Below are 21,846 nucleotides of genomic sequence, written 5' to 3'. Positions count from 1 at the left end.
GAACTTTTATCGCTTAAAAAGCAGTATAAGGCACCGGGTTTGCAAACCAGAAGCTCGTTACTTTTTTCATTAAGGAGACTCCCATGGCCGAAGAAAAACGCACACAATTAATTGAACAGATTATCGGATTGGAACTGGATATGTTCCTTGCAGTCAAGAACCGCGGTGGAACCTCTCTTTGTCAGGAACGCCCGGACTCTTTCCGCATCATGCGGTACATGACCCATTCCGTCCTACCGGAAGAATACCTTGAATCCTACCTCGCCGATCTAGAGAAATCTGCCAGCGACAAGCGCAATCTCATGACCGAAAAATACGCACTCATGGAAGGACTCATCCCGGTGCAGAGCAATTCCCCGGCCATCAGCGAAATAGTGCACATGGAAAGCGAATGGCGCAAAGAAGTTGCCGCCCAATTTCCGCGTTCAGTACAGCCTGACGGACACCAGTCTTTCTGTCTCTATCTCGGAAGTGAACTACAAACCTATTCCCCAAAAACCTTGGACATTTACCTTGCCTACGCCCGCAAAACGCAGCAGGAATGCGGCAATCTGGTGCGCGAAAGATACGAAATACTCATGCGCAAGCTGGGCTACAAATCCCTCGCCCATTGCGAAGAATCACTAACCAACTCCACAAAGTAGAATTTCATGTTTGATTCACCCCACACCCTTGTATTCCTGCTCTGGCTGATCGGCGGATTTGTATCCGGGGTCAGCGGTATCGGCGGGGCCATGGTCGCTGTTCCGGCAGCGGCCATGTTTATTCCCATGCAGGAACTGGTTCCCCTTGCCTGCCTGCTGAACGTCATAATGGACGGCAGTATCGCACTCATGCATTTCCGCCATTGCCGTTTTCCAGCACTCAAGCCGCTCTTGGTCGGATCAGTGCCCGGAGCCTTTGCCGGACTTTATATCCTGACCTTTGTCTCCAGCACCATCCTGCAAGGAGCCGTGGGTGCGCTGCTCATCTATTACGTATACTGGCAGCTGACCTTCAAGGTCGAAAAAACGCACCCGGAATCATGGTCGCGGGGCAGTGCCGCCGGATTCGGAGCCAGCCTGCTCGGCACAGCTATATCCTTTGACGGACCGCCCATCGGGGCCTACGGCCTTTACGTGGGCTGGCAGCCACGGGTGTTCCTCGGAACTCTCGGCGTATTTTTCGTTATCCGCGCCACCTTCACCTGCATTCTGCAAGCCGGGGCCGGACTGATCACCCCCACAGTGATCGATTACGCCATCTACGGTGTTCCGGCCACGCTCATCGGAACCCTGCTCTCTTTCCCGGTAATCAAACACATCAATCAGGACCTGTTCCGCAAACTTCTCATGACCGTAATAGCACTGGCCGGAGTAGTCTGTTTAGTACGATCTTTTATGTAAGAATGGCGAAGCCCTAATAAAAGTTTTTGGGATTCTTAAACCCTTTTTTCAAAAAGGGTTTAAGGCCCCCGGCAGGGTCGCCGAAGGCTTAATAATCGTCCTCGATTCCAAGCTGCTGAATCTTATAGCGCAGCCCAGCCCCGGTAATCTGCATAATGCGGGCGGCCTTGGCGACGTTGCCTCCGGTAAGACGCAACACATTGCGGATACATTCGGTTTCATACTTCTGCACGCAACTTTTAAGCGGCACCACACCATTGCGCCGCACCAGACTGTAATCAAAAAAGTTTTTCCCGAGCAAAGAGTCATCCGCTTGCGGCGCGGGTGTAGGAGTAGGCGCGAAAACAGGCGAGATAAAACTGCTCTCGCTGGCTTCCCTGAAATGCCGGGGCAAATTTTCCCTGCTGATTGAAGAACTATCCCCAAGAAGGGCCATGCTGCCCTCAATTACGTGCAGAAGCTCACGCACGTTTCCAGGCCAGTCGTAATCAAAAAACATCTGCACAACATCCGGTTCAACCCCGATCAGACCAAGCCCGCTTTTCTGCTCCGAGCGTTCAATAAAAGTCCGGGCCAGCACCGAGATATCCTTCTTTCGTTCACGCAAAGGTGGAACAGCCAAACCGACCACGGCAAGACGATAAAAAAGGTCGCTACGCAGGATGCCTTGACTCACGGCATTGAGAGGAGCTTCGTTAAGAATGCTGACCACCCGCACATCCACAGGAATTTCTTTTTGCGAACCGAGACGGCGAACCCGCTTTTCCTGCAACACACGCAGTAACTTGGCCTGCAAGCCCAGAGGCATGGAATTAAGTTCATCCAGCAGCAGGGTACCGCCATCAGCCTCTTCGAACAGGCCGGGCTTGTCCGGGGCATCGGTGTAGGCTCCTTTGGAAGTACCGAAAAGTATGGCTTCCAGCAGATTCTCCGGGATGGCCGCACAGTTCTCGGCAATGAAAGGTTTATCCTTGCGCTCGCTTTCCATGTGAATGGCCTGTGCAAAGACCTCCTTACCTGTTCCGCTCTCCCCCCAGATCATGACGTGCGATGAAGATTTAGCGGCAGTGCGGGCTTCACCCAGCACCTCGCGCAGGGATTCATCCTCCCCCACAAGGGATTCAAAGGTGTAGTAGGAAGAATTGTTGCGGGAAGCTGATTTACGGGCCTTTCTCTTGGGATCACCCAAAGGCACCGATCCGGTCCAGAGAGTAAAAGCGATAACCCCGTCCTTGCGCCCTTGATTGTAAAGCGGGAAAAAATCGGAAACAGTCCCGGCAAGATAATTATTAGTCGTCTTGTAAAGATAGCTTTTCTTGAGGATAGGCTCGCTCAAACGCAGACATTCTACAGTGGGAATACAGTCCAGCTCGTGGGGCACATACAGCTTGGTGATATGCTGGCCTTCAACGTGAATACGGGTAAAACCGTCCGCCCTGCGCTGGATGGGATTCATATACTCGCAGTATCCTTCAGCATCCACCACAGCCACGCCCACCCCCAGATCATCCCAGATGGCAATCATTTCGGGAGTCAGCACATTACGACGACTGACATTAAAAAACTTGTCCTTGCTAAAATACATTTTTCACAACCTCTCTCTTTTCCCGGAAAGCCCAAAACCAATTTGAACATCCGGCTGCTGATTGGGTCGATAAATAAAAAAATATTTTTTAGCAAACTAAAATTTTCTTCGAAAAAGAAAAATTTCTTTCTTTTTACTTTTTACACCTCCATCCACAAATACTAAAGATTGTGCACAATTAAACACTTTTATTAAAGAGGTTTACAATGTTTTTTACCCTCGAAAAACGTCTCTGGCACAGCCCGTGCTAGTGACGAAATTAACAAGCGAACGCTTAACACTTTCAATCTACCTAAAATACCAAAAACAATAGCACAATCACAGGAGATGGAAATGAATACAACCCTGTCTGCAAAAGAAGAGACCCAGACTGCCCAAGGTTACGGCATTAACTGGGATACAGCTGAAGACCGCGCCAAGGAACTCAAAGATTTTCTCATGAACGCTCCGCAGGTCATGGACCCTGAGCGTCTCAAGTTCCTGAACGAAGTTTATGAAAAACATCAGGGTGAACCTGTAGTATATATCCGCGCTAAAGTTCTGGAACGCGTCCTGACCCAGAAGAAAATTTTTCTCGACGGCAACCCCATCGTAGGTACCCTTACAGGTGTCCGCGCCGGTGTATACGCCTACCCAGAATGGAACGTATCCTGGATCAAAGAAGAAATGCAGATGGCCAAAATGGCCTCCCTCGGCGAGATGAAAATCCCCGCCGAAACTCAGGAACTTCTGGAAAGGACCTACAAACTCTGGAAAGGCCGCACCTGCATCGACCAGAACAACAAAATGTACAAAGAAAAGTTCGGTGAAAGTGCCAAGAAGTACGCCAAAGCCGGCATGTACTACGAGAACGTTTCCGTTGCTTCCGGTTCCGGTATCGCCGACTACGGCATGGTGCTGAACAAAGGTCTGCGCCACCTCATTGATGACGTAAGAACCCGTCTTACCGAGTGCCCCAACACCCTTGCAAACAGAGACAAAATCGATCTCTACCGCTCCATGCTGATCACCTTTGACGCAGTAATCAAGCACTCCCACCGTTACGCTGACCTTGCAGAGCAGACCGCAGCAGAAGAGTCCGATCCCAAAGTAAAAGCAGAACTGCTGGAAATCGCAGAAGTCTGCCGACGCGTGCCCGAACATCCGGCCCGCAACTTCCGTGAAGCGATCCAGTCCTTCTGGTTCACCCACCTCTGCGTGGCTACCGAACAGATGGCCTGCGCTGTCTCCCCCGGACGTTACGGCCAGTACATGTACCCCTTCTTCAAAAAAGACATTGATGAAGGCAACCTGACCCGCGAGCAGGTCCTGACCATGCTCAAGTTCCAGTGGATTCGCCACCTCGAACTTGGTGAATATCAGGGTAACTCCTACGCGCTGACCCTTTCCGGCCACACCGGACAGTCCATGACCATCGGCGGTGTGGATGCAAACGGCGATGATGCTTCCACCGAACTGGAAGAGCTCATGCTCGAAACTCAGGTTCAGATGAAGAGCATCCAGCCCACCCTGACCCTGCTTTATCATCCGAAGCTCAAAGACTCCTACATGCAGAAAGTTGTTGAATGCGTGCGCGGCGGCTCAGGCCAGCCCCAGATTCTGAACAACAACGCTGTTATCCAGCGGACCCTCGCCCGTTTTGCGCAGTACCCCGACGGCATTACCCTTGAAGATGCCCGTAACTGCGGTAACTACGGCTGCGTATCCACCGGTGTCTGCGGCAAAGGCAGCTTCATCACTCAGGAAGACCAGCCCTGCCTCGCAAAAGTTGTGGAACTGGTCCTCAACAACGGCAAATGCCCGGTAACCAAGAAAAAGGTCGGCGCGGAAACCGGTGACCCCACCACTTTTGAAACTTTTGATGACCTCTACGAAGCAGTAAAGGGCCAGCTGGACAATCTGTTCCGCATCTCCCGCGCCCACTCCGACCTCAGCCAGATGGCACGTCTTCAGGTTGTACCGAGCGTATTCCGCTCCGCCATGTACGACGGCTGCATTGAAAAAGGCATGTGCGAAGAAGCAGGCGGAACCCGCTACCCGCAGGTCAACCCGATCATGACCGCAGGTATCGATGCTGCCAACTCCATTCTGGCTATCAAGCACCTTGTCTTCGATACCAAAGCAGTCACCATGGAAGAGCTGCTTGAAGCACTCAAAGCCAACTTCGAAGGTTACGAAGAACTCCGCCAGATGTGTTACGACGCTCCCAAACACGGTAACGATGTAGAAGAAGTTCAGTCCATCGTTAAACGTTTCTACCGTGATGTGGATGAAATCCACCACTCTCAGGGACCGGACTGCTTCGGACAGCGCACCCCGCTTGATGCTTACTCCCTGTCCTACCACAACTACTTCGGCGGACTCATGGGCGCATTGCCTAACGGCCGCAAAGCTGGCGTGGCCCTCACCGACGGTAGTGTTTCCGCAATGCCCGGTACTGATAAGGAAGGTATCACCGCGCTGATCAAGTCCGGTGCAGAAGCAATCGACACCGTCCGTTACGGCGCGAACCACTTCAACGTGAAGTTCTCACCCTCCGTACTGGAAGGCCCTCAGGGCGCAAAAACCCTGATCTCCCTGATCAAGACCTACTGCGATTTCGGCGGCTCCCACATCCAGTTCAACTGCGTAAGCTCCGACACTCTCAAAGATGCGCAGCAGAACCCGCAGGATTACTCCGATCTCATCGTCCGTGTTGCAGGTTTCAGTGCCTACTTCACCCGCCTCGATTGCGGCGTGCAGAACGAAATCATCAAACGTACCGAATACGACGCAGGTCGTTGTTAATTAAATAGTATTAAAGGAGAGAGTGCTTCGCGCTCTCTCCTCTTTCGGAGCTACTATGTCACAAGGCATGATTTATAATATTCAGCGTATGTCGCTTCATGACGGACCGGGACTGCGTACAACCGTATTTTTGAAAGGCTGCCCGCTGACCTGTCTGTGGTGCAGCAACCCGGAATCGCAGCAGATTAAACCGCAGCTGATGTGCTTTACTGAGCTGTGCACCGCATGCGGAACCTGCTCCGAAGTCTGTTCCAGCGATGCCGTTATCGAGATCGACGGCAAATTCGGGTGCGATACCGAAAAATGTACCAACTGCGGTGCATGTACTGAAAAATGCGCAGGCAAGGCACGTGAAATTTCCGGCAAAACCATGACCGTTGAGGAAGTGATGAAAGAAGTCCGCAAGGACTCGCTTTTCTACGACAACTCCGGCGGCGGTGTCACTTTCGGCGGCGGCGAACCGACATCCGGCGGGCAATTCTTTCTTGATATGGTCGAAGCTGCGGTAAATGAAGGTTACCACGTAACCGTAGATACCTGCGGCTACTGCCCGGAAGAACGTTTCGACAAAACTATCAAGCTTGCTGATCTGTTCCTGTTCGACTGTAAGCACATGGACCCGGAAGAGCATAAAAAGCTGACCGGGGTGGATAACGCAATCATCCTACGCAACCTGAGCGCGGCCCTTTCATCTGATAAAGAAGTGCGGGTACGCATGCCGCTCATGCCCGGCATGAACGATTCCGAAGAAAACATCGCCGCCATGGCTGAATTCCTGAAAGAGCATGGACGCGAGAAAGTAGAAGTAATGCCCTGCCATGCCTTTGGGCGCAACAAGTACGCCGCGCTGGGCTGGGAATATAAAATGGACCGGGAATACACCCCGGAACAGTTGGATGTGGTTTTCAAACACTTTGCCGACCACGGCTTGAAAACCGAGATCATCTAATCATTTTTTAAGGGCGCAATGTAAAATGAAATGTTCACTTACCCAAAAGCTGATCTGCGAATCCACCGGGCGCGAGGCTAAGGAACTGTACGGCAGCGATGCCATGTGCTGTTCGGAGGCCGTGCTCTGGACCATCAATCGCGAATTCAGCGGAGGACTGAATAAAAACTTAACGATTGCGCTTAGCAAAGGTTTCTGCGGCGGCATAGGTGACGCGGGCTGTGTCTGCGGTGCCCTGTCCGGCGCGGTAATGGGTTTGTCCCTGATCCTCGAAAAAGGCCCACTCCCCGCTGACGAGGATCAGGTGCGCAAACTTTCAAAAGAGCTGCATGACCGCTTTCTGGCAAAACACGGAGCAGTCTGCTGCCGGACCTTGAGCCGGGACCGCGACCACGAAGCCGAATCAAAAGGCATCTGCCTTGATTACGTAGAGTCCGCAGCAGCCATCTGTACCCGCTTACTCCTTAACCCGGAAACTGTGGAGCAGCAGAAAAAACAAGGCTCCACCCCATTCATTAAAGAATCAACAGCGGCCCATACCGCTTTGATATAAACAAAAACATAAATGGAGAGAGAATATGTTTAATGTTACCGTTCCCGAAGAGATGCTTGAAAAGCTTCGGAACATGCTTGAAGACGAAGATGAGGAAAGCTGCGTTCGCCTGAGAGAATACAAAGTAGGCGGCGGCTGACACGCTAAAATAGTGCTCGGTCTGGGCATTGACGAAGCGGATGAAGATGATGATGTACAGGTTGAAGTCAGCGATGTTCCCTTCATCGCCGAAGAAGACTTCCTCACCAAATACGGTAAAGATTTTTCCCTCACTTTCAGCGAGAACAAGGAAGTTGTACTCACTGCGCTCAGCGCATAACTCCTTGACAGAACCATATACCCCTTTCGCGAAAATCACTTTCGCGACTTAATCCCCCTGCAACCTCCCTTGCGGGGGGATTTTTCATGCTTTCCGCTCAAATCTTAAATTATTCTAAATTGTCACCCTCTTCATCATCTTCAAAAATCACATCATCTAAATGATCATCATCAAAAATAGCATTTTCATAGCTTGCTCCAGTAAACACAGCATTAGTTAGTGTTGCACCGGAAAAATCGACATAATCCAAATCGGCGTAACGAAATTTGGTCCCAGCTAAATTCGCGCCTCTAAACGAAGCTCCAGCTAATGCAGAACCGCTAAGATTTGCATTCACGCATACAGCAGCATCAAAATTTGCGTCAAACAGATAGCACTCTGTCATGACAGCATCCGTCAGGTCTGCTCCAGCACAGATCAACTGATGACCATTCCCCCCCTCCATAGAAACAGATCTAAGATCTGCCCCTTCCATAGAAGCCCCGCGCAATTGAGCCAGACTTAACTCTGAACGGACAAATGAACAGTTGTTTAAATCCATGAAACAAAAATCTTGGGCAGTAAAATTCTGTTCCATTAAATTCATGTGCGAACAACAACGCCCGAGAATTCTATTAGATTGAACTGATCCTCCGACAGTAACACCCATTTCCCCATCATTTCCAACTGAAACGAGCCCCGCATGCTTTCGCATCCAGTTAGCCGAACTGTCCAATCCACTGCCAAAAGAAACTTCATACCTCTTGCCAGTATAGCGTGCGCAAGCATTTAGCACCCCTAACAAATTAATCTCTGCGCATTCACTTCTATATTCCATCTCTTTAAAAGACAGGTTACTGGGACGGAAACATACCTCTGACTGAACAGGATCTTTAGCCGTTTGCAGGTGAACTGGAAAACCATCATTTAAGGCTAGTTCAAAAACTGTCCTTAATGTCTCCTGAATCTCTGCCACAAAATCCCGATCACCAAGTCTGGAGATTTCCTCAACGAGCAATGTGTGAATTTTAAAGGAAAGCTCGCCGCCTCCACAAAATTCTGTCCATTCCAGTAGAGTCGTTAGCCCAACATCCTTTTCACCGTTTTCCCATCTTTTGTGATACCTGTGATGGATGTCTTTGGCCTCCCGGGCAAAAGCACGAGCAAGAAGGTATTCAGCAAAAGTTCTGTGGGTAAATTCAATACATTCCTCATCTTCATGGTAGGACGAAGAAAAATAAAACAACAAAAGCAGACGGGTAATTCCTGCATCTTCTTCCGCCAGCCTACCCACAAGCTTGGAAAGTTTTGTAGTTAGCAACTTACGCGCAACGCGTTTTTCATTGCCATGGCGCCATCCAGTTGCTGCAATCTGTTCAAGAAGTTTAAAGAAACTGTCCTTATCTAACTGAAGTCGATCAAAGAAAAAATGTGATTTATCGTCTTCCCTTTCAAAAATTTTACCCAGTACTTTTTCGTAGAGAAGGTTTGCGGTAAAATCATCTCCAATCTCAACAGTTCCGTCATCAACTAGTTGCGCAGCAAGAAAGTTCAGCAACGGTTCAGAAGTGATCAAATTTAGTTCTGGATTACCCGTAATCTCACTGGGGGTACCCTCAATTGTCAGATTATGTAGCTGTCCCCACTTCTTCCACCATAAATCACGGTCATCTCGCCTGACCAGCAGGCTTTGCGTAAGAAGTTCTTCATACAGGTCACCAAGTCCGAGTTCCGTAAATTTATCCAGCCAAAAATCATCTTCCTTTTCTGGAGGGTAATATGGCTCAAAGTCATCAGGGGTTTCAATCAGCCTTTTATACCGCAAAAAATCCAACCATCTTTTAAACTCATTTTCCGAAAAACTATCAATAATCTGATGCTGAGTTACATGATAAAAAGAATCGCGATCTTCTTCATCTATCACAAAAGGCTGCATCAACAGAGAAGGCAATTTATATCCTCCGACTGCCTCATAAACAGGAAACAACAACTTCCTACCTGTTAAAATTATTGCTAAATCATTCCCTCCATAGCTATGATCTTGCAGCATATTTAATGCTGCCTTAATAAATGAATGAGACGCATCCTTACCTTGCTCCATCGGACCAGCAAGTTCATCAAGTCCATCAAGAATGAGCGTTAATTGGCACGAAGAGTTATACCCTAAAAAAGGGGACTGCCTGAAGACTTTAAGTCTGTTAACAAAGTAATGTGTCAACACATCTTCTAGACTCTTCGTTTCATCAAAATGTCCTATTCGCCCAAGTCTAACCAATAGGACGCGCCCCCCCCTATCGATCACCTCATTAGCAAAAACTGTGGCAAAAGAAGATTTACCACACCCCGGAGAACCGCACACAATACGCATCCGGTCTTGGTAGTTTCCTAAATTGGGCAAAATATCCAACCACTCGTGCAATGATTTATGCAAATCTAAACATTCACTTCTTTTAAATGATTCCCTCATCACCCTAAACTTCTCAGCTGACAGCAACGAACTTGGCTGTCCGGCAGGATGAAAATTCTTGGTCACCCAGTAAGAACTGGCACGGGGAAAAACATAAATGTTTTTCAAAGGTACTGCGGTATCAAATATAGGTGCACTAACCTCAAGTCTTATTGATGAATGATAGGCATTCCAGTCCAGAGAACGTTTTACAGCTGCATCAAAAATGGTTTCTCTATGTATAATCGTATAATCATCTTTATTTACAAGTAACTCATTGCGCATATGCTTAGGCATGAGATTACATATTGCAGATTTCAGCCAAGACGAATTTTCTTTCGAACAACCATGCTCACGTGCCCATTCAACTATCTTTCCGGCACTCAAAATAACCCAAGGAGTACTGCCAAGGTTATCTACAAACTCAGGGTCAACCTCAAAAGAATCCACTTCGAGTTGAATCAAAATATCTGCAATGAATTCTGCATCAACAACAATATGACTCATCTTCTCTGACCTCTGAACAATATCAGAAAAGATATCGTTAACAGTCTTGGCTAAAGACCTGTTAAAAAGAAGCCAAACCGCCTCCTCTAAATTAACAGCAACAACATTTGAGTACATTCCGCTGATTGCATCTTTTATGTCTTTGGGACTCAAACTTGCTGTAGCAGCGGCAATATCAATCACACTCTTTTTCAAAGAAGACAGAAACTGCTCACCTGCTCGACTACGTAAAGAACGAGGGCGACACGCTAGAATCTTCCCATCACTCACTAAAACCATATCTCATCCCAATAGTTTAAGGACTTAATCACCAAATGGATACTCAACACCAAATATCAAATAACAAAACCTACATAAAAAACGCAAGTAAGGATTAGCTCTCCAGTTGCAAAACTACACTAAGTGACAACTCCCCATTTTACTTAGATAAACCCAATTTAGCTGCTTCCGTTTCCCAAATTACAACAGCATTCCATTTTACCACCCACCCCCTACCGAACTTCCCCGACAAGTCTTTTTCTCTTTTAACAGCTCAACAAGCAATCCTCCTTTACGAAAATCAGGATTGATATTAAGTTACGCCATTATTTTATTTACCGGACAACCTTAATAACAATATTTCTGAACCAGTTGCTTCTATGAATCTGACTGATAAGCTGCTTCGAAAAATACAGACCGCATTAATGCTGTCCCTACTTTGCGTCTTCTCCATATCCGTTTCCGCACATGCGCAGAACGGAACAAAGACGCAGGTGAACAACGGCATCCTGACCCTGTCCATGGACGAGGTGGTGCGTCTGACCATCCGCAATAACTCCAATGTTGCCACCAACTATCTGCAACGGGTTACTGAAAAATTCGACCTTGAAAAAGCGGAAGCCAAATTCGAACCGGTTATCAATATCGACGGTTCCTTTAATGCCGAGGCCTTTCAGCGCAATATGCGTATTTCCGACAACGGCACCCAGACCCCGGCCTCAAAATGGAACGCCGGAGCCAAGGCCTCCATTACCCAGAAGATTCCCACCGGCGGAGAGCTTTCCTTTGTCTGGGACAATAATTACTCCGAAAACAGTGCCGGAACTCTGGAATACGACGGGGATTCATCAGTCTCACGCACCCAGACCTACACCCGTGAATCATCTTCCAAATGGCGTATTGAACTGACCCAGCCTCTGCTTAAAGGGGCCGGGATGGATTACAATATGGCCTCCATCCGGCTGGCCCGCATTACTGACAAACTCAATATTCTTACCCTGCGCGACAACCTGAGCACATTAATCAGCAACGGCCTCAACTACTATTTCACCTTCAAGCAGGCCAAAGAAAATCTGGAAATACAGAAACAGGCCCTTGAACGCTCGGAACGACTGCTGGAAGTAAACAAATTCAAACAGAAAATGGGACGCATGTCCGCCAGTGACGTGGTTCAGGCTGAAGCAGATGTGGCTTCGGGCAGGCTCTCCCTTGAAGAAGCTTTGAACAGTCTTGATAAAGCCCGCCGCGACCTGCTCAATCATCTTGAAATGGACCCTGGTCTTGAAATTGACCCGATCGAGGACGATATACAGGATGTGGAACCGGATTATGAACGCTGCATGCAGGTAGCCCTGAAAAACAATCAGGCCTACATGGGCAAAGTCTTTGCGGTCACTCAATCGGACATCAACGCCATGATGACTGAGAACGAACGAGAATGGCAGCTGGACCTCAAGGGCGGATACGAAGAAACACAGACATTAAAAAACACATATTCCGCGTCCACCAGTGAAGATGAACTTTCCGCGGGTATAGAACTGAAGGCTCCTATTAATTTATGGGGGGATGACCAGCTGGAAAGAAAGAAAAAGCTGCTCACTGCCAAGGTCAACAAACGCAAAGCCAGACTTGAGCTTAAAAGGGCTGAGACCGACTTGCAGACCAAAGTGGCCAATGCCGTGCGCGATGTAAAAATGCGCTGGAAAATGATTGGACTGGCTAAGAAAAATACCGAACTCAAAGCTTTGCAGCTGGAAAATGAAAACACCAAGCTCATGGTAGGGCGCACAACTAACTTCGAAGTTGTCTCCTACCAGAACCAGCTTGTGCAGGCCCAGCTCGCGGAAACCTCAAAACATATTTCATATATTCAGGCCCTGCTGACCCTTGATCAGATTCTGGGCACAACCATGGAAACATGGCATGTTAAGTTCAAACATGATGACAAACAATTGGAAGAAGATCTTAATAACGAAATCCGCCCCCTGATGTGGACATGGTGGTAGGGAAAATCATGGACAAAATGCTCATCACCCCTTTCCGGGAAACAATATTCCAAGTCATGAATGACGGGGTCATGATCCTGAACAACAAAGGGATTGTGACCGGGGCCAACCCCTCGGTGGCCAAAATGCTGGGTATTTCCGGGGATGAGCTTGAAGGCATGCCGCTCATGGCTGTAGTCCCCCCGGTGGAAGAAAATGATGAATTCATGCAGGCCCTGCTGGATTCCGTCTACAAAGACTGCATCATCAGCAACCGGGCAACGCCCTATTACAAAGAAGATGGGGAAAAGCTTTACCTCTCGGTCAGTGTTTCCCGCATGCGCGACAAAGACGGCAACATTGGAGGCGCGGTACTGGTCCTGCGCGATGTTACCGAAATTGAAAAGCTGCGGCAGGAAGAACAGCAACTCAATCATGACCTGACCCGGGCCATGCGTGATGCGGATGAATCCAACAAGGCTCTGAAAGCATCGCTCACCCAAGGAAAGAAAATCCGCTTCATGCTCATCATTGCCGTATTCTGTTTTTTCTGCGGCGTGGGCGGCTTCTTCTGGTTCAATCCGACTTTTGTGGAAATACCCGAGACCTTTAAATCAAGTCCTGAGCCAAGTGCTGAAAAAAAATACCAGAGTATTACGGTCACCCCCCGCCCGTTCTCCCGCTCCATCTCCCTTTCCGGGGTTGTGGCTCCACTGGAGGAACTGACCCTTGTGGCTCCGTTTAATGGGATTGTCACCAAAACCGACTTTTTCTACGGGGAACGCATCCCCCGCAACCAGACCATCATAACACTGGATACTTCCGAGATCGCCAGCAAAATGCGTTCTGCATTTACCGAGTACATCAAGTCCCGCAAGAAATTTTACGAGCTGACCAATTGGAAAAAAACCTCCGAAGTCCTAAAAGCCCGGCGGGAACTGGAACAGGCCAGACGGACCCTGAACAGCTCCAAGGCCAAGGCTGATGAGGACAAGATGCTCTATGAAAAAGGCATCATCCCCAAAAACCAGTATGACACCTCGGAACAGGAACTAAAAAACAACGAATCCCGGCTCATTTCCTGTCAGGAAAACTACCGCGATGTACTCAATAAAGGGGACAAGGAATATGTAGAGATTGCCCGCATGGAACTTGCCAATGCTGAGACAAATTACAAAACCCTGAAAGACAAAATGTCCCGGGCCATGGTCACCGCCCCGGTTTCAGGCGTGGCCCTGCGCCCCAATTCCAAAAAAGCCGATGCCAAGGAAGTTACCAGCGGCATGAGTGTGACCGAAGGCCAGCCGCTGCTCTCCATTGCCAGCCTTGAAGGCTTATCCATTTCCGCAAAAGTTGATGAATTGAACATTAACAGCCTGCAACTGGGCCAGCCGGTCACAGTTACCGGGGATGCTTTCCCGGACCACAAACTCAAAGGCGAGATCGCCATGATCTCCTCACAGGCGGGGGGTGAAGGCAAGGTTCCGACCTTCGAGACCACCATCCGTCTGCCCCACCTGCCCAAAGATGTAAGCAAGAACGTGCGCATCGGCATGACCGCCAACATGCAGGTGGAAACATACTCTAACAATAACGCGCTCATGGTCCCCTTTCCGGCCATCAACAGGTCCGGCGGCAGAACCTTCCTGAAAATAAAAGAAAAAGACGGGACCATCCGTGAAGTGGACGTTGAAACCGGATACACCACCATCACCGAGGTGGAAATCCTCTCCGGCATTGAGCCCGGCGCAACAATCCTGCTAAGCACGGAAGACTTCTAATGCTCTGCATCAAGGACGTACATAAATCCTATCTGCTGGGCACCGTTGAAGTGGAAGTCCTCAAAGGGGTGAACCTCAATGTGGCTGAAGGAGAACTTGTAGCCATCCTTGGATCATCTGGCTGCGGTAAATCCACACTCATGAATATTCTGGGATTTCTGGATCAGCCTACATCAGGCGAATACCGCTTTAACGGCAAGCTGGCCGATAAAATGAGCGATGATGAGCTTTCCTCCATCAGGAACCATGAAATCGGCTTTGTCTTCCAGCAATTCCACTTACTGCCCAAGTTGAGCGCCCTTGATAATGTCTGCCTGCCCCTGCTCTACCGGGGAGTACCCAAAAAAGAACGGGAAAAACTCGCCAAAGAAATGCTCACCAAAGTCGGCATGGGTGAACGCGGAACCCACTGTCCCAATGAACTTTCCGGCGGACAGCAGCAAAGGGTGGCCATTGCCCGCGCCCTATGCGGAGGCCCTTCGCTTATTTTGGCAGACGAACCTACCGGGGCACTGGATACAGCCACCGGAAAGGACATCATGGACCTTTTCCTGAGCCTGAACAAAGAAGAAGGGATTACCGTGATCATCATCACTCATGATCCCGGTCTGGCAAAACGATGCAAACGATCCATCCGCATGCGGGACGGCAGACTGGAGGGCGCATGATCTTAGGTGAAAACATCAGGGAATCATTACGCTCCCTTATGGGTGCCAAGCAACGTTCATTGCTGGCCCTGATCGGTATTGTTATCGGCATCGGCTCGGTAATCGCCATGGTTACTGTGGGCCAGATTGTTGAAAACGAGGTTATCCGCCAGTTCAAGGAAATGGGCACTGATGTCTGCTCCGTGCAGCAGGAATACAGCAGCAAAGGCAGCAATCAAGGCTTCAACCTTCAGAACGTACTCAAAATCCCGCAGGGTTGTTCCACAATACGCACTGTCTCGCCCTATGTATCATTTTATAATGATCTAAAATTTTCAGGCCAGCGGACATCCTGTCCCGCACTGGGTGTTACCGAAGAATTCGCACGGCTCTATAAAATCCCCATCAAAGCGGGTAGATTCATTTCCGACCTTGACGGGCATGCAGCCTTCTGCGTTCTCGGCAGCAGTAAAGTAAAATGGCTCAGAGAAAACGGCGAAAAAAATCCCGTGGGCAAGGAAATAATATTTAACGAACGTATCTACACTGTTATCGGCACAGCGGAGGCCGTGCCCATGGGAACGTTCACGCCCTACGAAATAAACGAGGGGATCATGATCCCCATCAAGACCGCCATGCGCAGTCAGGACCGCCCCCAGATCAACACCTTCGGAGCCAGAATGGTGGAAAGCGGCATCAGTGAACAGGCGACTCAGCAACTCAAAAATTATTTCAAACTCACATCTAAAACTGAAATCAGGGTCACCAGCGCGGAAGAACTGGTAGCGCAGATGAAAAAACAAATGCGCATGTTCACCGCCCTGCTGGGGGCCATCGGCTCCATTTCCCTTATTGTCGGCGGTGTGGGAGTCATGAATGTCATGCTGGTTTCGGTATCCGAACGCAAAAAAGAAATTGGCATCCGCCGGGCCATCGGGGCAAGACGAAAGGATATCCAATTCCAGTTTCTGGTAGAATCCATCATCCTCTCTTTCATCGGCGGGCTGGTCGGAACGGCACTGGGAGTCGGAGCCACGGCCATCATCTGCAACTTTGCCAGCTGGTCCTTCTTCGTCTCAGAAGAAGCAGTCATGCTGGGTGTAGGGGTTTCAGCAGCGGTCGGTATCTTTTTCGGTTACTACCCGGCAAGGCAGGCATCAGCTCTAAGCCCAATTGATGCTTTGCGCTCCTGATGACATTATTCAAACCATTCCTAATTAGAAAAAGGGTTTGCAGCATTAGCCGCAAACCCTTTTTCAATTGGATGTGGAGATGGAAATTTTAATACGCCTTACGTTTGTTAATATTCTGTCCAATGACGTTGAAAGTGTTTTCAACCACAAAGATGGCTTCAGGGTCAATATCAAAAACCACCTGCTCAAGGGAACGTAAACGCAGGTTATCGGTAATGGAATAAACCATATCGATGCGCTCACCGGAATAACCGCCCTTGCCGGGAATGATGGTGGCGTGCATCTTTTTGGACCGGGTCAGCTCATGAACAATTATTTCGGCCTTGCGGGAAATAATACGCACGGCTTTGCGCTGGTTGAAAAGCGAAAGCACGTACTCGGTCAACACCGAACTGATAAAAAGCATGAGCAGCGATGCGATGATCTTGTCCGGGGTAAAACGACTCAGGGCAAACCCCATGACAACGGCGTTGACCATAAAATAAAACGGACCGAACCTGATCCCGTAACGCTGGTTGAGAATAACCGCTACAACGTCAAGCCCGCCCCCGCCTCCGTAGGTCCGCAGGATAATTCCGCACCCGGCTCCCATCATGGCACCGGAAGCAATGGCAGCGTACATTTCGTTACGGATTCCAAGGTCAATATGCACATAGGAAGTAAGCACAGTGACCGTAGCCATGGTCAGCAGATTAAGAAAAAAGAATCTGCGGCTTACACCTTTCCAAGCCAGAATGAACAATGGAAGATTCAAAAGAAGATACCACCGGGACAAAGTTAGTTCCGGTGATATCTTCTGCACAACAACAGCAAGACCGTAAAGGGCTCCGGGTACAAAATTATGATGTGCGGCTATGCCGTTGTACCCGATGATAAAAACAAACGCCCCGGCCATGAGCAGGAAAATATTCCAGATCAACGAATCGCTGACCTGCCTGATTTTATTATCCATAGTTTGGTGCCTTACGCCTCATAAAACGGAGGGAGCCACCGTATAATCCAAAAATAATTCCGGATAGAATTATCAGACCGCTGAAGACCTGATTAAGATTTACCGGTTCGTGAATAACGAACCAGGCCACCACAGCACTTGCAGGGGGAAGGGTATAATAAAACAGAGCTGCCTTGGAAGCTCCGATAGCCTCAACAGCCATATTCCAGAACAGGTAGCAAAAAATGGAGGCAAACACAGAAAGGTAAATGAGTGAAACAACGAGGTTGTAGGTAAATTCAGGCATCACAACCTGCCCCCCGGTTTCCCAGAAATACAGGGGAATAATGTACAGGGTACCGAATAGGCAGCAGGACATGAGCAAAGTGGTCTGGCTGATCTTTCCGGCCACTTTATTTACAACAGTGTTGTAAATTGCGGACATCATGGCCGTACAGAGAATTAGCAGATCGCCCTTGGCGAGATGCATGTTCAAAAGGACATCGAGACTACCGTCAGTAACCAACAGGGCAACTCCGAAGGTGCTGACGGCAATCCCGGCATACATGCTCGGCTTGAGCTTTTCCTTCATGAAAAACTGGGCAATCAATGCAGTAAGCAAAGGGGACAAAGTTGAAATAAGGGACATGTTCAACGCTTCGGATGTCTCCCCGGCAATGAAAACAAGGGTATCGTAAAGGGAGATACCGCAAAGGGCGATAACGGAAAGCTCTTTCCAGTAGCGGGCCACCAGATGACGTTCTTCAATAAAAGCTTTGAGACCGAAAGGAAGAAAAACCAGCGTAGCCAGCACCCAGCGCAACAGATTGAGTGTTGCGGGATCAATGGTCCCGGCCAATCCACGGGCAGCAACAAAATTACCGCTCCAGTTAAGAATACCAAGGATAATAAAGAGGTATCCCGCCTTTTCAGTTTTTTTGAATTCACTCCAATTCATAGTCCAGCTCCTAAAATATTATGATGGCCCGCCCGCTTCTAAGCGGGCAGGCCTAAACCTCTTTGTGGGGAAATATGCCGATAGGAAATTTCCATACTTCAAGGATGTCGGTTCAAATATCTCGTTACCGGACAAGCTCTTGGAAAGTGGGACTGGTGACGCTTCTGGCGGAAACCGGACTTCATTGCGTTGAGGAGTCCGGCGGAAAAGATGCTGCAACCAAAGAGATAAATTTTTTGCAGTATCCCGAAGCATAAAGACCGTGGGTCCAACGGTTGCCACCCTTAATGCACCCTGTAGCTTTCCAAGAGCTTTTACTCGATCAAGGCTTATGTCTTGTTTCGATAAAAACCGGTAGCACAATCAATCTGCCCTAAAGCATATGGTGTGCCACTCTATTAACATACTGATATATTTAATCTTTATAGACACTACAGTGTATAAAAGCGAAAGAAGGCGACATTACTGTCGCCTTCTTTCGCTTTTATTGCGTAAAACGCCTTAATTTATGTGATTTTTTAATTTACGACAACATTGTCGCAACGCGCTACAGTTGTCGTATTTTACAGCTAATTAAAGCCCGTATTTTTTAAGCTTTCGCTGCATGGTACGCATATTTAAGCCAAGTTCTGTGGAAGTGGCACCTTTTTTCCAATGATTACGCTCAAGTGCTTTAAGCAAAACATGCCTTTCAAAGGCTTCAACAGATTCAGAAAAAGTTGATCCGGACTCGAACATCTTAACAGCTTCCCCCACATCCGGGCCTGATTCTGGTGCATGTATGCCCAAATCGCTGAAAACCATTTCACCAAAAGTAAGGTAACGCTCCAGCACGTTCTGCAATTCGCGGACATTGCCGGGCCAATGATGATGGTCCATGGCTGCCCGTATTTTACCGGGAATGCGCGGCAGGGAATCTGTCCGGCCCAGATAGCGGGACATAAATTCATTAATGAGCAGCGGTAGATCGTCAATCCTTTCCCGCAGGGGCGGAACATGGATGGGCAAAACATGCAAACGGAAAAAGAAATCCGAACGCATCAACCCCTGCCGGACCAACTCGCTGAGGTCCCGGTTTGTAGCGGCAATGAGCCTGAAATTTGAAGAACGCGGCTCGGTTCCGCCCACCGGGGTATAAAGTCTGCTCTCAAGAGCGCGCAACAACTTGACCTGCAAGGCGAGATCAATCTCCCCCACTTCATCAAGAAACAGGGTCCCCCCGTCAGCAGCAGCCAGATAGCCTTGGCGATCGGAGGTTGCGCCGGAAAAAGCACCTTTCACATGGCCGAAAAATTCACTTTCCATCAGATTGGCCGGGATAGCCCCGCAGTTGACCGGGACATAAGTCCCCTCGGACCCACTCTGTTCATGAATGGTCTGGGCCACCAGATCCTTACCGGTCCCGGTTTCACCGAAGATGATCACATTGGAGTCGCGCTTGGCAGCCTTCATGATCAGCTTGAAAACCTCGCGCATGCCGTTGCTTTTTCCGATGATGCTCCCGAACTTAAAACGATCCTCAAGGGTCCCCCGCAAATTCTGGTTTTCCTGCATGAGTTCGTATTCACGTAATTTCTGGGCACTGACATCAACCATGATCCCTTCAAGAACGGAAGGATTACCATCTTCATCATAAAGGCATTCGCCCTGATCCCAAATCCACTTCTGGCGATCTGAATCAAGACAGACCCGGTAAAGAAGCTTGTAGGATCGATGGTTCAGGATGGCGGCATTCTGCTCTTTACGCATAGAGGAAAGGTCATCCGGATGGGCCAGAGTTTCCATGACATTGGTATGCTGATCTGTAAAAAATTCCGGTGCGACTCCGAAAAGATCACTGCTCCCCTTGCTGACAAAATCGAGTGTCGGATGGTTATTATCGTCAAGTGAACAACGGTAAACCATTCCCGGAAGGTTGTTAAAAAGGCGGGTCAGTTGCAGTTTACTTTCCTGCAACTCTTTCGCTGTTTCTCTGGAAATTTTGATCTGCTCCTCAAAACTGCGGCATTGCTCAAGAAGCTCATCATATGTCGGTTTGCTCATGCTAACCCCTCCACCTACAGGACTGCACGACAGTTGTGTCGTTGTTTTGGCGACACTTATGTCCCAAAGCAGTTTAGTGCAAGTAAAAAAAGCATACACTAATGTACGCAATATAATAATCAAAAAGGCGGCTGACTCTTTAATGAAGTCAGCCGCCTATAACTATTGCGCTTTATGAAGCTTATCCAATCCGTATTCTGAAATACGGTATACGGATACCAGCTCACCACCATCATCCACATAGGACCCTTCCTCATGAAGAAGACCTACGGCTTTCAGGGATTTAAGATGCTCGGCAATGGTACTCACAGAACAATACTTTTCACCGGGATAATAGGCGCTGACCAGTTCATGAATCCCTTTTACATCAAGGGGTTCGCCGTTACCGAAAAGATCGGCAATGTACAGCTTAAGCGGCTTCTGAATCTGCATATTCATATCAATTCTCCTTAGTCCACGTTACGGAGGTTAACCATGTCTTTGGGATTCCCCACAACCATGACCATACCGATGGTGATGATGGCCGCCCCGATAAGCAGGGATGTAGTAATTTCAATCTCGGTAAGCAGGGCACTGAAAAAGATGCCCCACAGGGAATAGGTGATGTTGATGGCCATGGCCCGGCTAACCCCAGTCATGTTCATGGCCCGGTACCAGCAGAGATAGGAAAGGGCACCGGAAAATGCGGCCACCGGAAAAACCCATGAAACTTCGCTGGTCAAAGCAGGCACAATCATGTCCCAGCCTCCGGCAAGGGGCAGGACCACACCGAGGAAGACACATGCGGAAGTAATCTGGCGCACGTTGAGGGCAACAGCGGGATCAAGGAAGTCCATGCTGGAAGTGGCCAGCACGCCTTCAATGCCCCAACCGAAAGTAGCCACCAGCGCGAGCATGATGCCGAGGTAGAATTCAGAACCCACCGCACCTTCAGGCGGGGTGTAGCCGATTACGATACCGCCCACGATACACATGACCAGCCCAACCCAGGCCCTTTTGCAGATGCGTTCTTTAAGAAAAATGGAAGCAAAAACGGAAGCAACAGCCGGATAAAGAGCTGTGATGGGCATCACGTATGCAGCCCCGGCAAATTTAGCTCCCAGAAAGTAACAGGACATAGCCACCGGGCCTCCGAAAAGCGCACCGAGCATGACCAGCCGTGCGGACTTACTGCGCAGGGTCCGGCCCAGTTCCTTCATACGTCCGGTAATAATATTGTAGATAAAAAGCCAGAAAGCGGAAAAGCAATCATGCAGCCCGGCCACGGTCAGCGGGGCCAGCAGCCAGACACTTTCATCGGCAAAAGCGGCAATGCCGAAAGCCATGGCCAGAACAACCCCGTCAAATCCCCAGGTGATCCCGGAAAGCAAGGCCCAGAAAAGGCCTTTTTTTGCAAAACCGAGGTCCTGCTTAAGTTTCAACCCTTCAAGAGTTGCTGCGGTCGCAGTACTCATAAATTCACCCCTCGTTACCGTGGACACACCCCTGAGTTCACGGCAGTTATCTAAATATTACAAGAGGGCCGGAGTACTCCGGCCCT

Annotated in this window: 18 protein-coding genes; 11 read left to right on the top strand and 7 right to left on the bottom strand. The window is 49.1% G+C overall.

From position 1 onward, the window contains the following. Positions 1-83 precede the first annotated feature (83 nt). Positions 84-644, top strand: a complete 561-nt coding sequence (locus FMS18_RS06275; RefSeq protein ID WP_163292893.1) for a DUF4125 family protein — start codon at positions 84-86, stop codon at positions 642-644. Positions 645-650: 6 nt separating this feature from the next. Next, positions 651-1,385 (top strand): sulfite exporter TauE/SafE family protein, encoded by a 735-nt coding sequence (locus tag FMS18_RS06270; protein ID WP_163292892.1) that lies wholly within the window; start codon positions 651-653, stop codon positions 1,383-1,385. Positions 1,386-1,473: 88 nt separating this feature from the next. Here the strand turns inward: FMS18_RS06270 and FMS18_RS06265 are convergent, their stop codons facing one another. Next, complete coding sequence (locus tag FMS18_RS06265; RefSeq protein ID WP_163292891.1) at positions 1,474-2,970, bottom strand: sigma-54-dependent Fis family transcriptional regulator; 1,497 nt, start codon at positions 2,968-2,970, stop codon at positions 1,474-1,476. 333 nt (positions 2,971-3,303) lie between these two features. Between FMS18_RS06265 and FMS18_RS06260 the strand changes: the two genes are divergently transcribed. The 4 genes from FMS18_RS06260 to FMS18_RS20975 are packed head-to-tail and all read left to right on the top strand — an operon-like array spanning position 3,304 to position 7,578. Beyond that, on the top strand, positions 3,304-5,757 hold the full coding sequence (locus tag FMS18_RS06260; protein WP_163292890.1) for a glycyl radical protein: 2,454 nt from the start codon (positions 3,304-3,306) through the stop codon (positions 5,755-5,757). Positions 5,758-5,812: 55 nt separating this feature from the next. Next, positions 5,813-6,706, top strand: coding sequence for a glycyl-radical enzyme activating protein (locus FMS18_RS06255; protein WP_163292889.1), 894 nt, complete (start codon positions 5,813-5,815; stop codon positions 6,704-6,706). 25 nt (positions 6,707-6,731) lie between these two features. Next, positions 6,732-7,259: a C-GCAxxG-C-C family protein gene (locus FMS18_RS06250; protein ID WP_163292888.1), complete on the top strand. Its 528-nt coding sequence runs from the start codon at positions 6,732-6,734 to the stop codon at positions 7,257-7,259. A gap of 25 nt (positions 7,260-7,284) precedes the next feature. Then, the gene (locus FMS18_RS20975; RefSeq protein ID WP_163292887.1) at positions 7,285-7,578 is read left to right on the top strand and encodes an ErpA-related iron-sulfur cluster insertion protein; all 294 of its coding nucleotides are present in this window, start codon (positions 7,285-7,287) and stop codon (positions 7,576-7,578) included. Between the two features lie 109 nt (positions 7,579-7,687). On the opposite strand, the gene FMS18_RS06240 is transcribed toward FMS18_RS20975, so the two are convergent. Continuing rightward, positions 7,688-10,789 carry a pentapeptide repeat-containing protein gene (locus tag FMS18_RS06240; RefSeq protein ID WP_163292886.1) on the bottom strand — a complete coding sequence of 1,034 codons (3,102 nt, stop codon included), beginning with the start codon at positions 10,787-10,789 and terminating at the stop codon, positions 7,688-7,690. Between the two features lie 359 nt (positions 10,790-11,148). Between FMS18_RS06240 and FMS18_RS06235 the strand changes: the two genes are divergently transcribed. Genes FMS18_RS06235 through FMS18_RS06220 form a run of 4 tightly spaced genes read left to right on the top strand, consistent with a single transcriptional unit; the run spans position 11,149 to position 16,374 of the window. Continuing rightward, the gene (locus FMS18_RS06235) at positions 11,149-12,774 is read left to right on the top strand and encodes a TolC family protein (RefSeq protein WP_163292885.1); all 1,626 of its coding nucleotides are present in this window, start codon (positions 11,149-11,151) and stop codon (positions 12,772-12,774) included. Next, the gene (locus tag FMS18_RS06230; protein WP_163292884.1) at positions 12,765-14,534 is read left to right on the top strand and encodes a PAS domain S-box protein; all 1,770 of its coding nucleotides are present in this window, start codon (positions 12,765-12,767) and stop codon (positions 14,532-14,534) included. Before FMS18_RS06235 ends, FMS18_RS06230 begins: the two co-directional genes overlap by 10 nt. Beyond that, positions 14,534-15,202 (top strand): ABC transporter ATP-binding protein, encoded by a 669-nt coding sequence (locus tag FMS18_RS06225; protein WP_163292883.1) that lies wholly within the window; start codon positions 14,534-14,536, stop codon positions 15,200-15,202. The genes FMS18_RS06230 and FMS18_RS06225 overlap by 1 nt, the downstream gene beginning before the upstream one ends. Continuing rightward, the gene (locus FMS18_RS06220; RefSeq protein WP_163292882.1) at positions 15,199-16,374 is read left to right on the top strand and encodes an ABC transporter permease; all 1,176 of its coding nucleotides are present in this window, start codon (positions 15,199-15,201) and stop codon (positions 16,372-16,374) included. Before FMS18_RS06225 ends, FMS18_RS06220 begins: the two co-directional genes overlap by 4 nt. A gap of 88 nt (positions 16,375-16,462) precedes the next feature. Here the strand turns inward: FMS18_RS06220 and FMS18_RS06215 are convergent, their stop codons facing one another. Further along, positions 16,463-17,326 carry a YitT family protein gene (locus FMS18_RS06215; protein WP_163292881.1) on the bottom strand — a complete coding sequence of 288 codons (864 nt, stop codon included), beginning with the start codon at positions 17,324-17,326 and terminating at the stop codon, positions 16,463-16,465. Beyond that, the gene (locus tag FMS18_RS06210) at positions 17,319-18,263 is read right to left on the bottom strand and encodes a DMT family transporter (protein WP_163292880.1); all 945 of its coding nucleotides are present in this window, start codon (positions 18,261-18,263) and stop codon (positions 17,319-17,321) included. The genes FMS18_RS06215 and FMS18_RS06210 overlap by 8 nt, the downstream gene beginning before the upstream one ends. Before the next feature lie 74 nt (positions 18,264-18,337). Between FMS18_RS06210 and FMS18_RS06205 the strand changes: the two genes are divergently transcribed. Beyond that, positions 18,338-18,520, top strand: coding sequence for a hypothetical protein (locus FMS18_RS06205; RefSeq protein WP_163292879.1), 183 nt, complete (start codon positions 18,338-18,340; stop codon positions 18,518-18,520). A 316-nt stretch (positions 18,521-18,836) separates the two neighbouring features. On the opposite strand, the gene FMS18_RS06200 is transcribed toward FMS18_RS06205, so the two are convergent. The 3 genes from FMS18_RS06200 to FMS18_RS06190 all read right to left on the bottom strand — a co-directional run bounded on the left by FMS18_RS06200 (position 18,837) and on the right by FMS18_RS06190 (position 21,760). Continuing rightward, on the bottom strand, positions 18,837-20,306 hold the full coding sequence (locus FMS18_RS06200; protein ID WP_163292878.1) for a sigma-54-dependent Fis family transcriptional regulator: 1,470 nt from the start codon (positions 20,304-20,306) through the stop codon (positions 18,837-18,839). 162 nt (positions 20,307-20,468) lie between these two features. After that, on the bottom strand, positions 20,469-20,744 hold the full coding sequence (locus FMS18_RS06195) for a hypothetical protein (protein ID WP_163292877.1): 276 nt from the start codon (positions 20,742-20,744) through the stop codon (positions 20,469-20,471). 11 nt (positions 20,745-20,755) lie between these two features. After that, a complete protein-coding gene (locus FMS18_RS06190; protein WP_163292876.1) occupies positions 20,756-21,760 on the bottom strand; it encodes a DMT family transporter in 1,005 nt (334 codons plus the stop codon). Positions 21,761-21,846 lie beyond the last annotated feature (86 nt).

The organism is Desulfovibrio sp. JC022, from assembly GCF_010470665.1.
Lineage (GTDB): Bacteria > Desulfobacterota > Desulfovibrionia > Desulfovibrionales > Desulfovibrionaceae > Maridesulfovibrio.
The sequence above is the reverse complement of the archived record's forward strand: the minus strand, read 5'-3'. Positions and strand labels throughout refer to the sequence as shown.

Bases quoted from the DNA above. Each gene is read 5' to 3' on its own strand.
- FMS18_RS06200 (WP_163292878.1), bottom strand. From the start codon at position 20,306: ATGAGCAAACCGACATATGATGAGCTTCTTGAGCAATGCCGCAGTTTT.
- FMS18_RS06225 (WP_163292883.1), top strand. From the start codon at position 14,534: ATGCTCTGCATCAAGGACGTACATAAATCCTATCTGCTGGGCACCGTT.
- FMS18_RS06265 (WP_163292891.1), bottom strand. From the start codon at position 2,970: ATGTATTTTAGCAAGGACAAGTTTTTTAATGTCAGTCGTCGTAATGTG.
- FMS18_RS06210 (WP_163292880.1), bottom strand. From the start codon at position 18,263: ATGAATTGGAGTGAATTCAAAAAAACTGAAAAGGCGGGATACCTCTTT.
- FMS18_RS06255 (WP_163292889.1), top strand. From the start codon at position 5,813: ATGTCACAAGGCATGATTTATAATATTCAGCGTATGTCGCTTCATGAC.
- FMS18_RS06240 (WP_163292886.1), bottom strand. From the start codon at position 10,789: ATGGTTTTAGTGAGTGATGGGAAGATTCTAGCGTGTCGCCCTCGTTCT.
- FMS18_RS06190 (WP_163292876.1), bottom strand. From the start codon at position 21,760: ATGAGTACTGCGACCGCAGCAACTCTTGAAGGGTTGAAACTTAAGCAG.
- FMS18_RS06195 (WP_163292877.1), bottom strand. From the start codon at position 20,744: ATGAATATGCAGATTCAGAAGCCGCTTAAGCTGTACATTGCCGATCTT.
- FMS18_RS06230 (WP_163292884.1), top strand. From the start codon at position 12,765: ATGGTGGTAGGGAAAATCATGGACAAAATGCTCATCACCCCTTTCCGG.
- FMS18_RS06220 (WP_163292882.1), top strand. From the start codon at position 15,199: ATGATCTTAGGTGAAAACATCAGGGAATCATTACGCTCCCTTATGGGT.
- FMS18_RS06235 (WP_163292885.1), top strand. From the start codon at position 11,149: ATGAATCTGACTGATAAGCTGCTTCGAAAAATACAGACCGCATTAATG.
- FMS18_RS06275 (WP_163292893.1), top strand. From the start codon at position 84: ATGGCCGAAGAAAAACGCACACAATTAATTGAACAGATTATCGGATTG.
- FMS18_RS06215 (WP_163292881.1), bottom strand. From the start codon at position 17,326: ATGGATAATAAAATCAGGCAGGTCAGCGATTCGTTGATCTGGAATATT.
- FMS18_RS06260 (WP_163292890.1), top strand. From the start codon at position 3,304: ATGAATACAACCCTGTCTGCAAAAGAAGAGACCCAGACTGCCCAAGGT.
- FMS18_RS06270 (WP_163292892.1), top strand. From the start codon at position 651: ATGTTTGATTCACCCCACACCCTTGTATTCCTGCTCTGGCTGATCGGC.
- FMS18_RS06205 (WP_163292879.1), top strand. From the start codon at position 18,338: ATGCCGATAGGAAATTTCCATACTTCAAGGATGTCGGTTCAAATATCT.
- FMS18_RS06250 (WP_163292888.1), top strand. From the start codon at position 6,732: ATGAAATGTTCACTTACCCAAAAGCTGATCTGCGAATCCACCGGGCGC.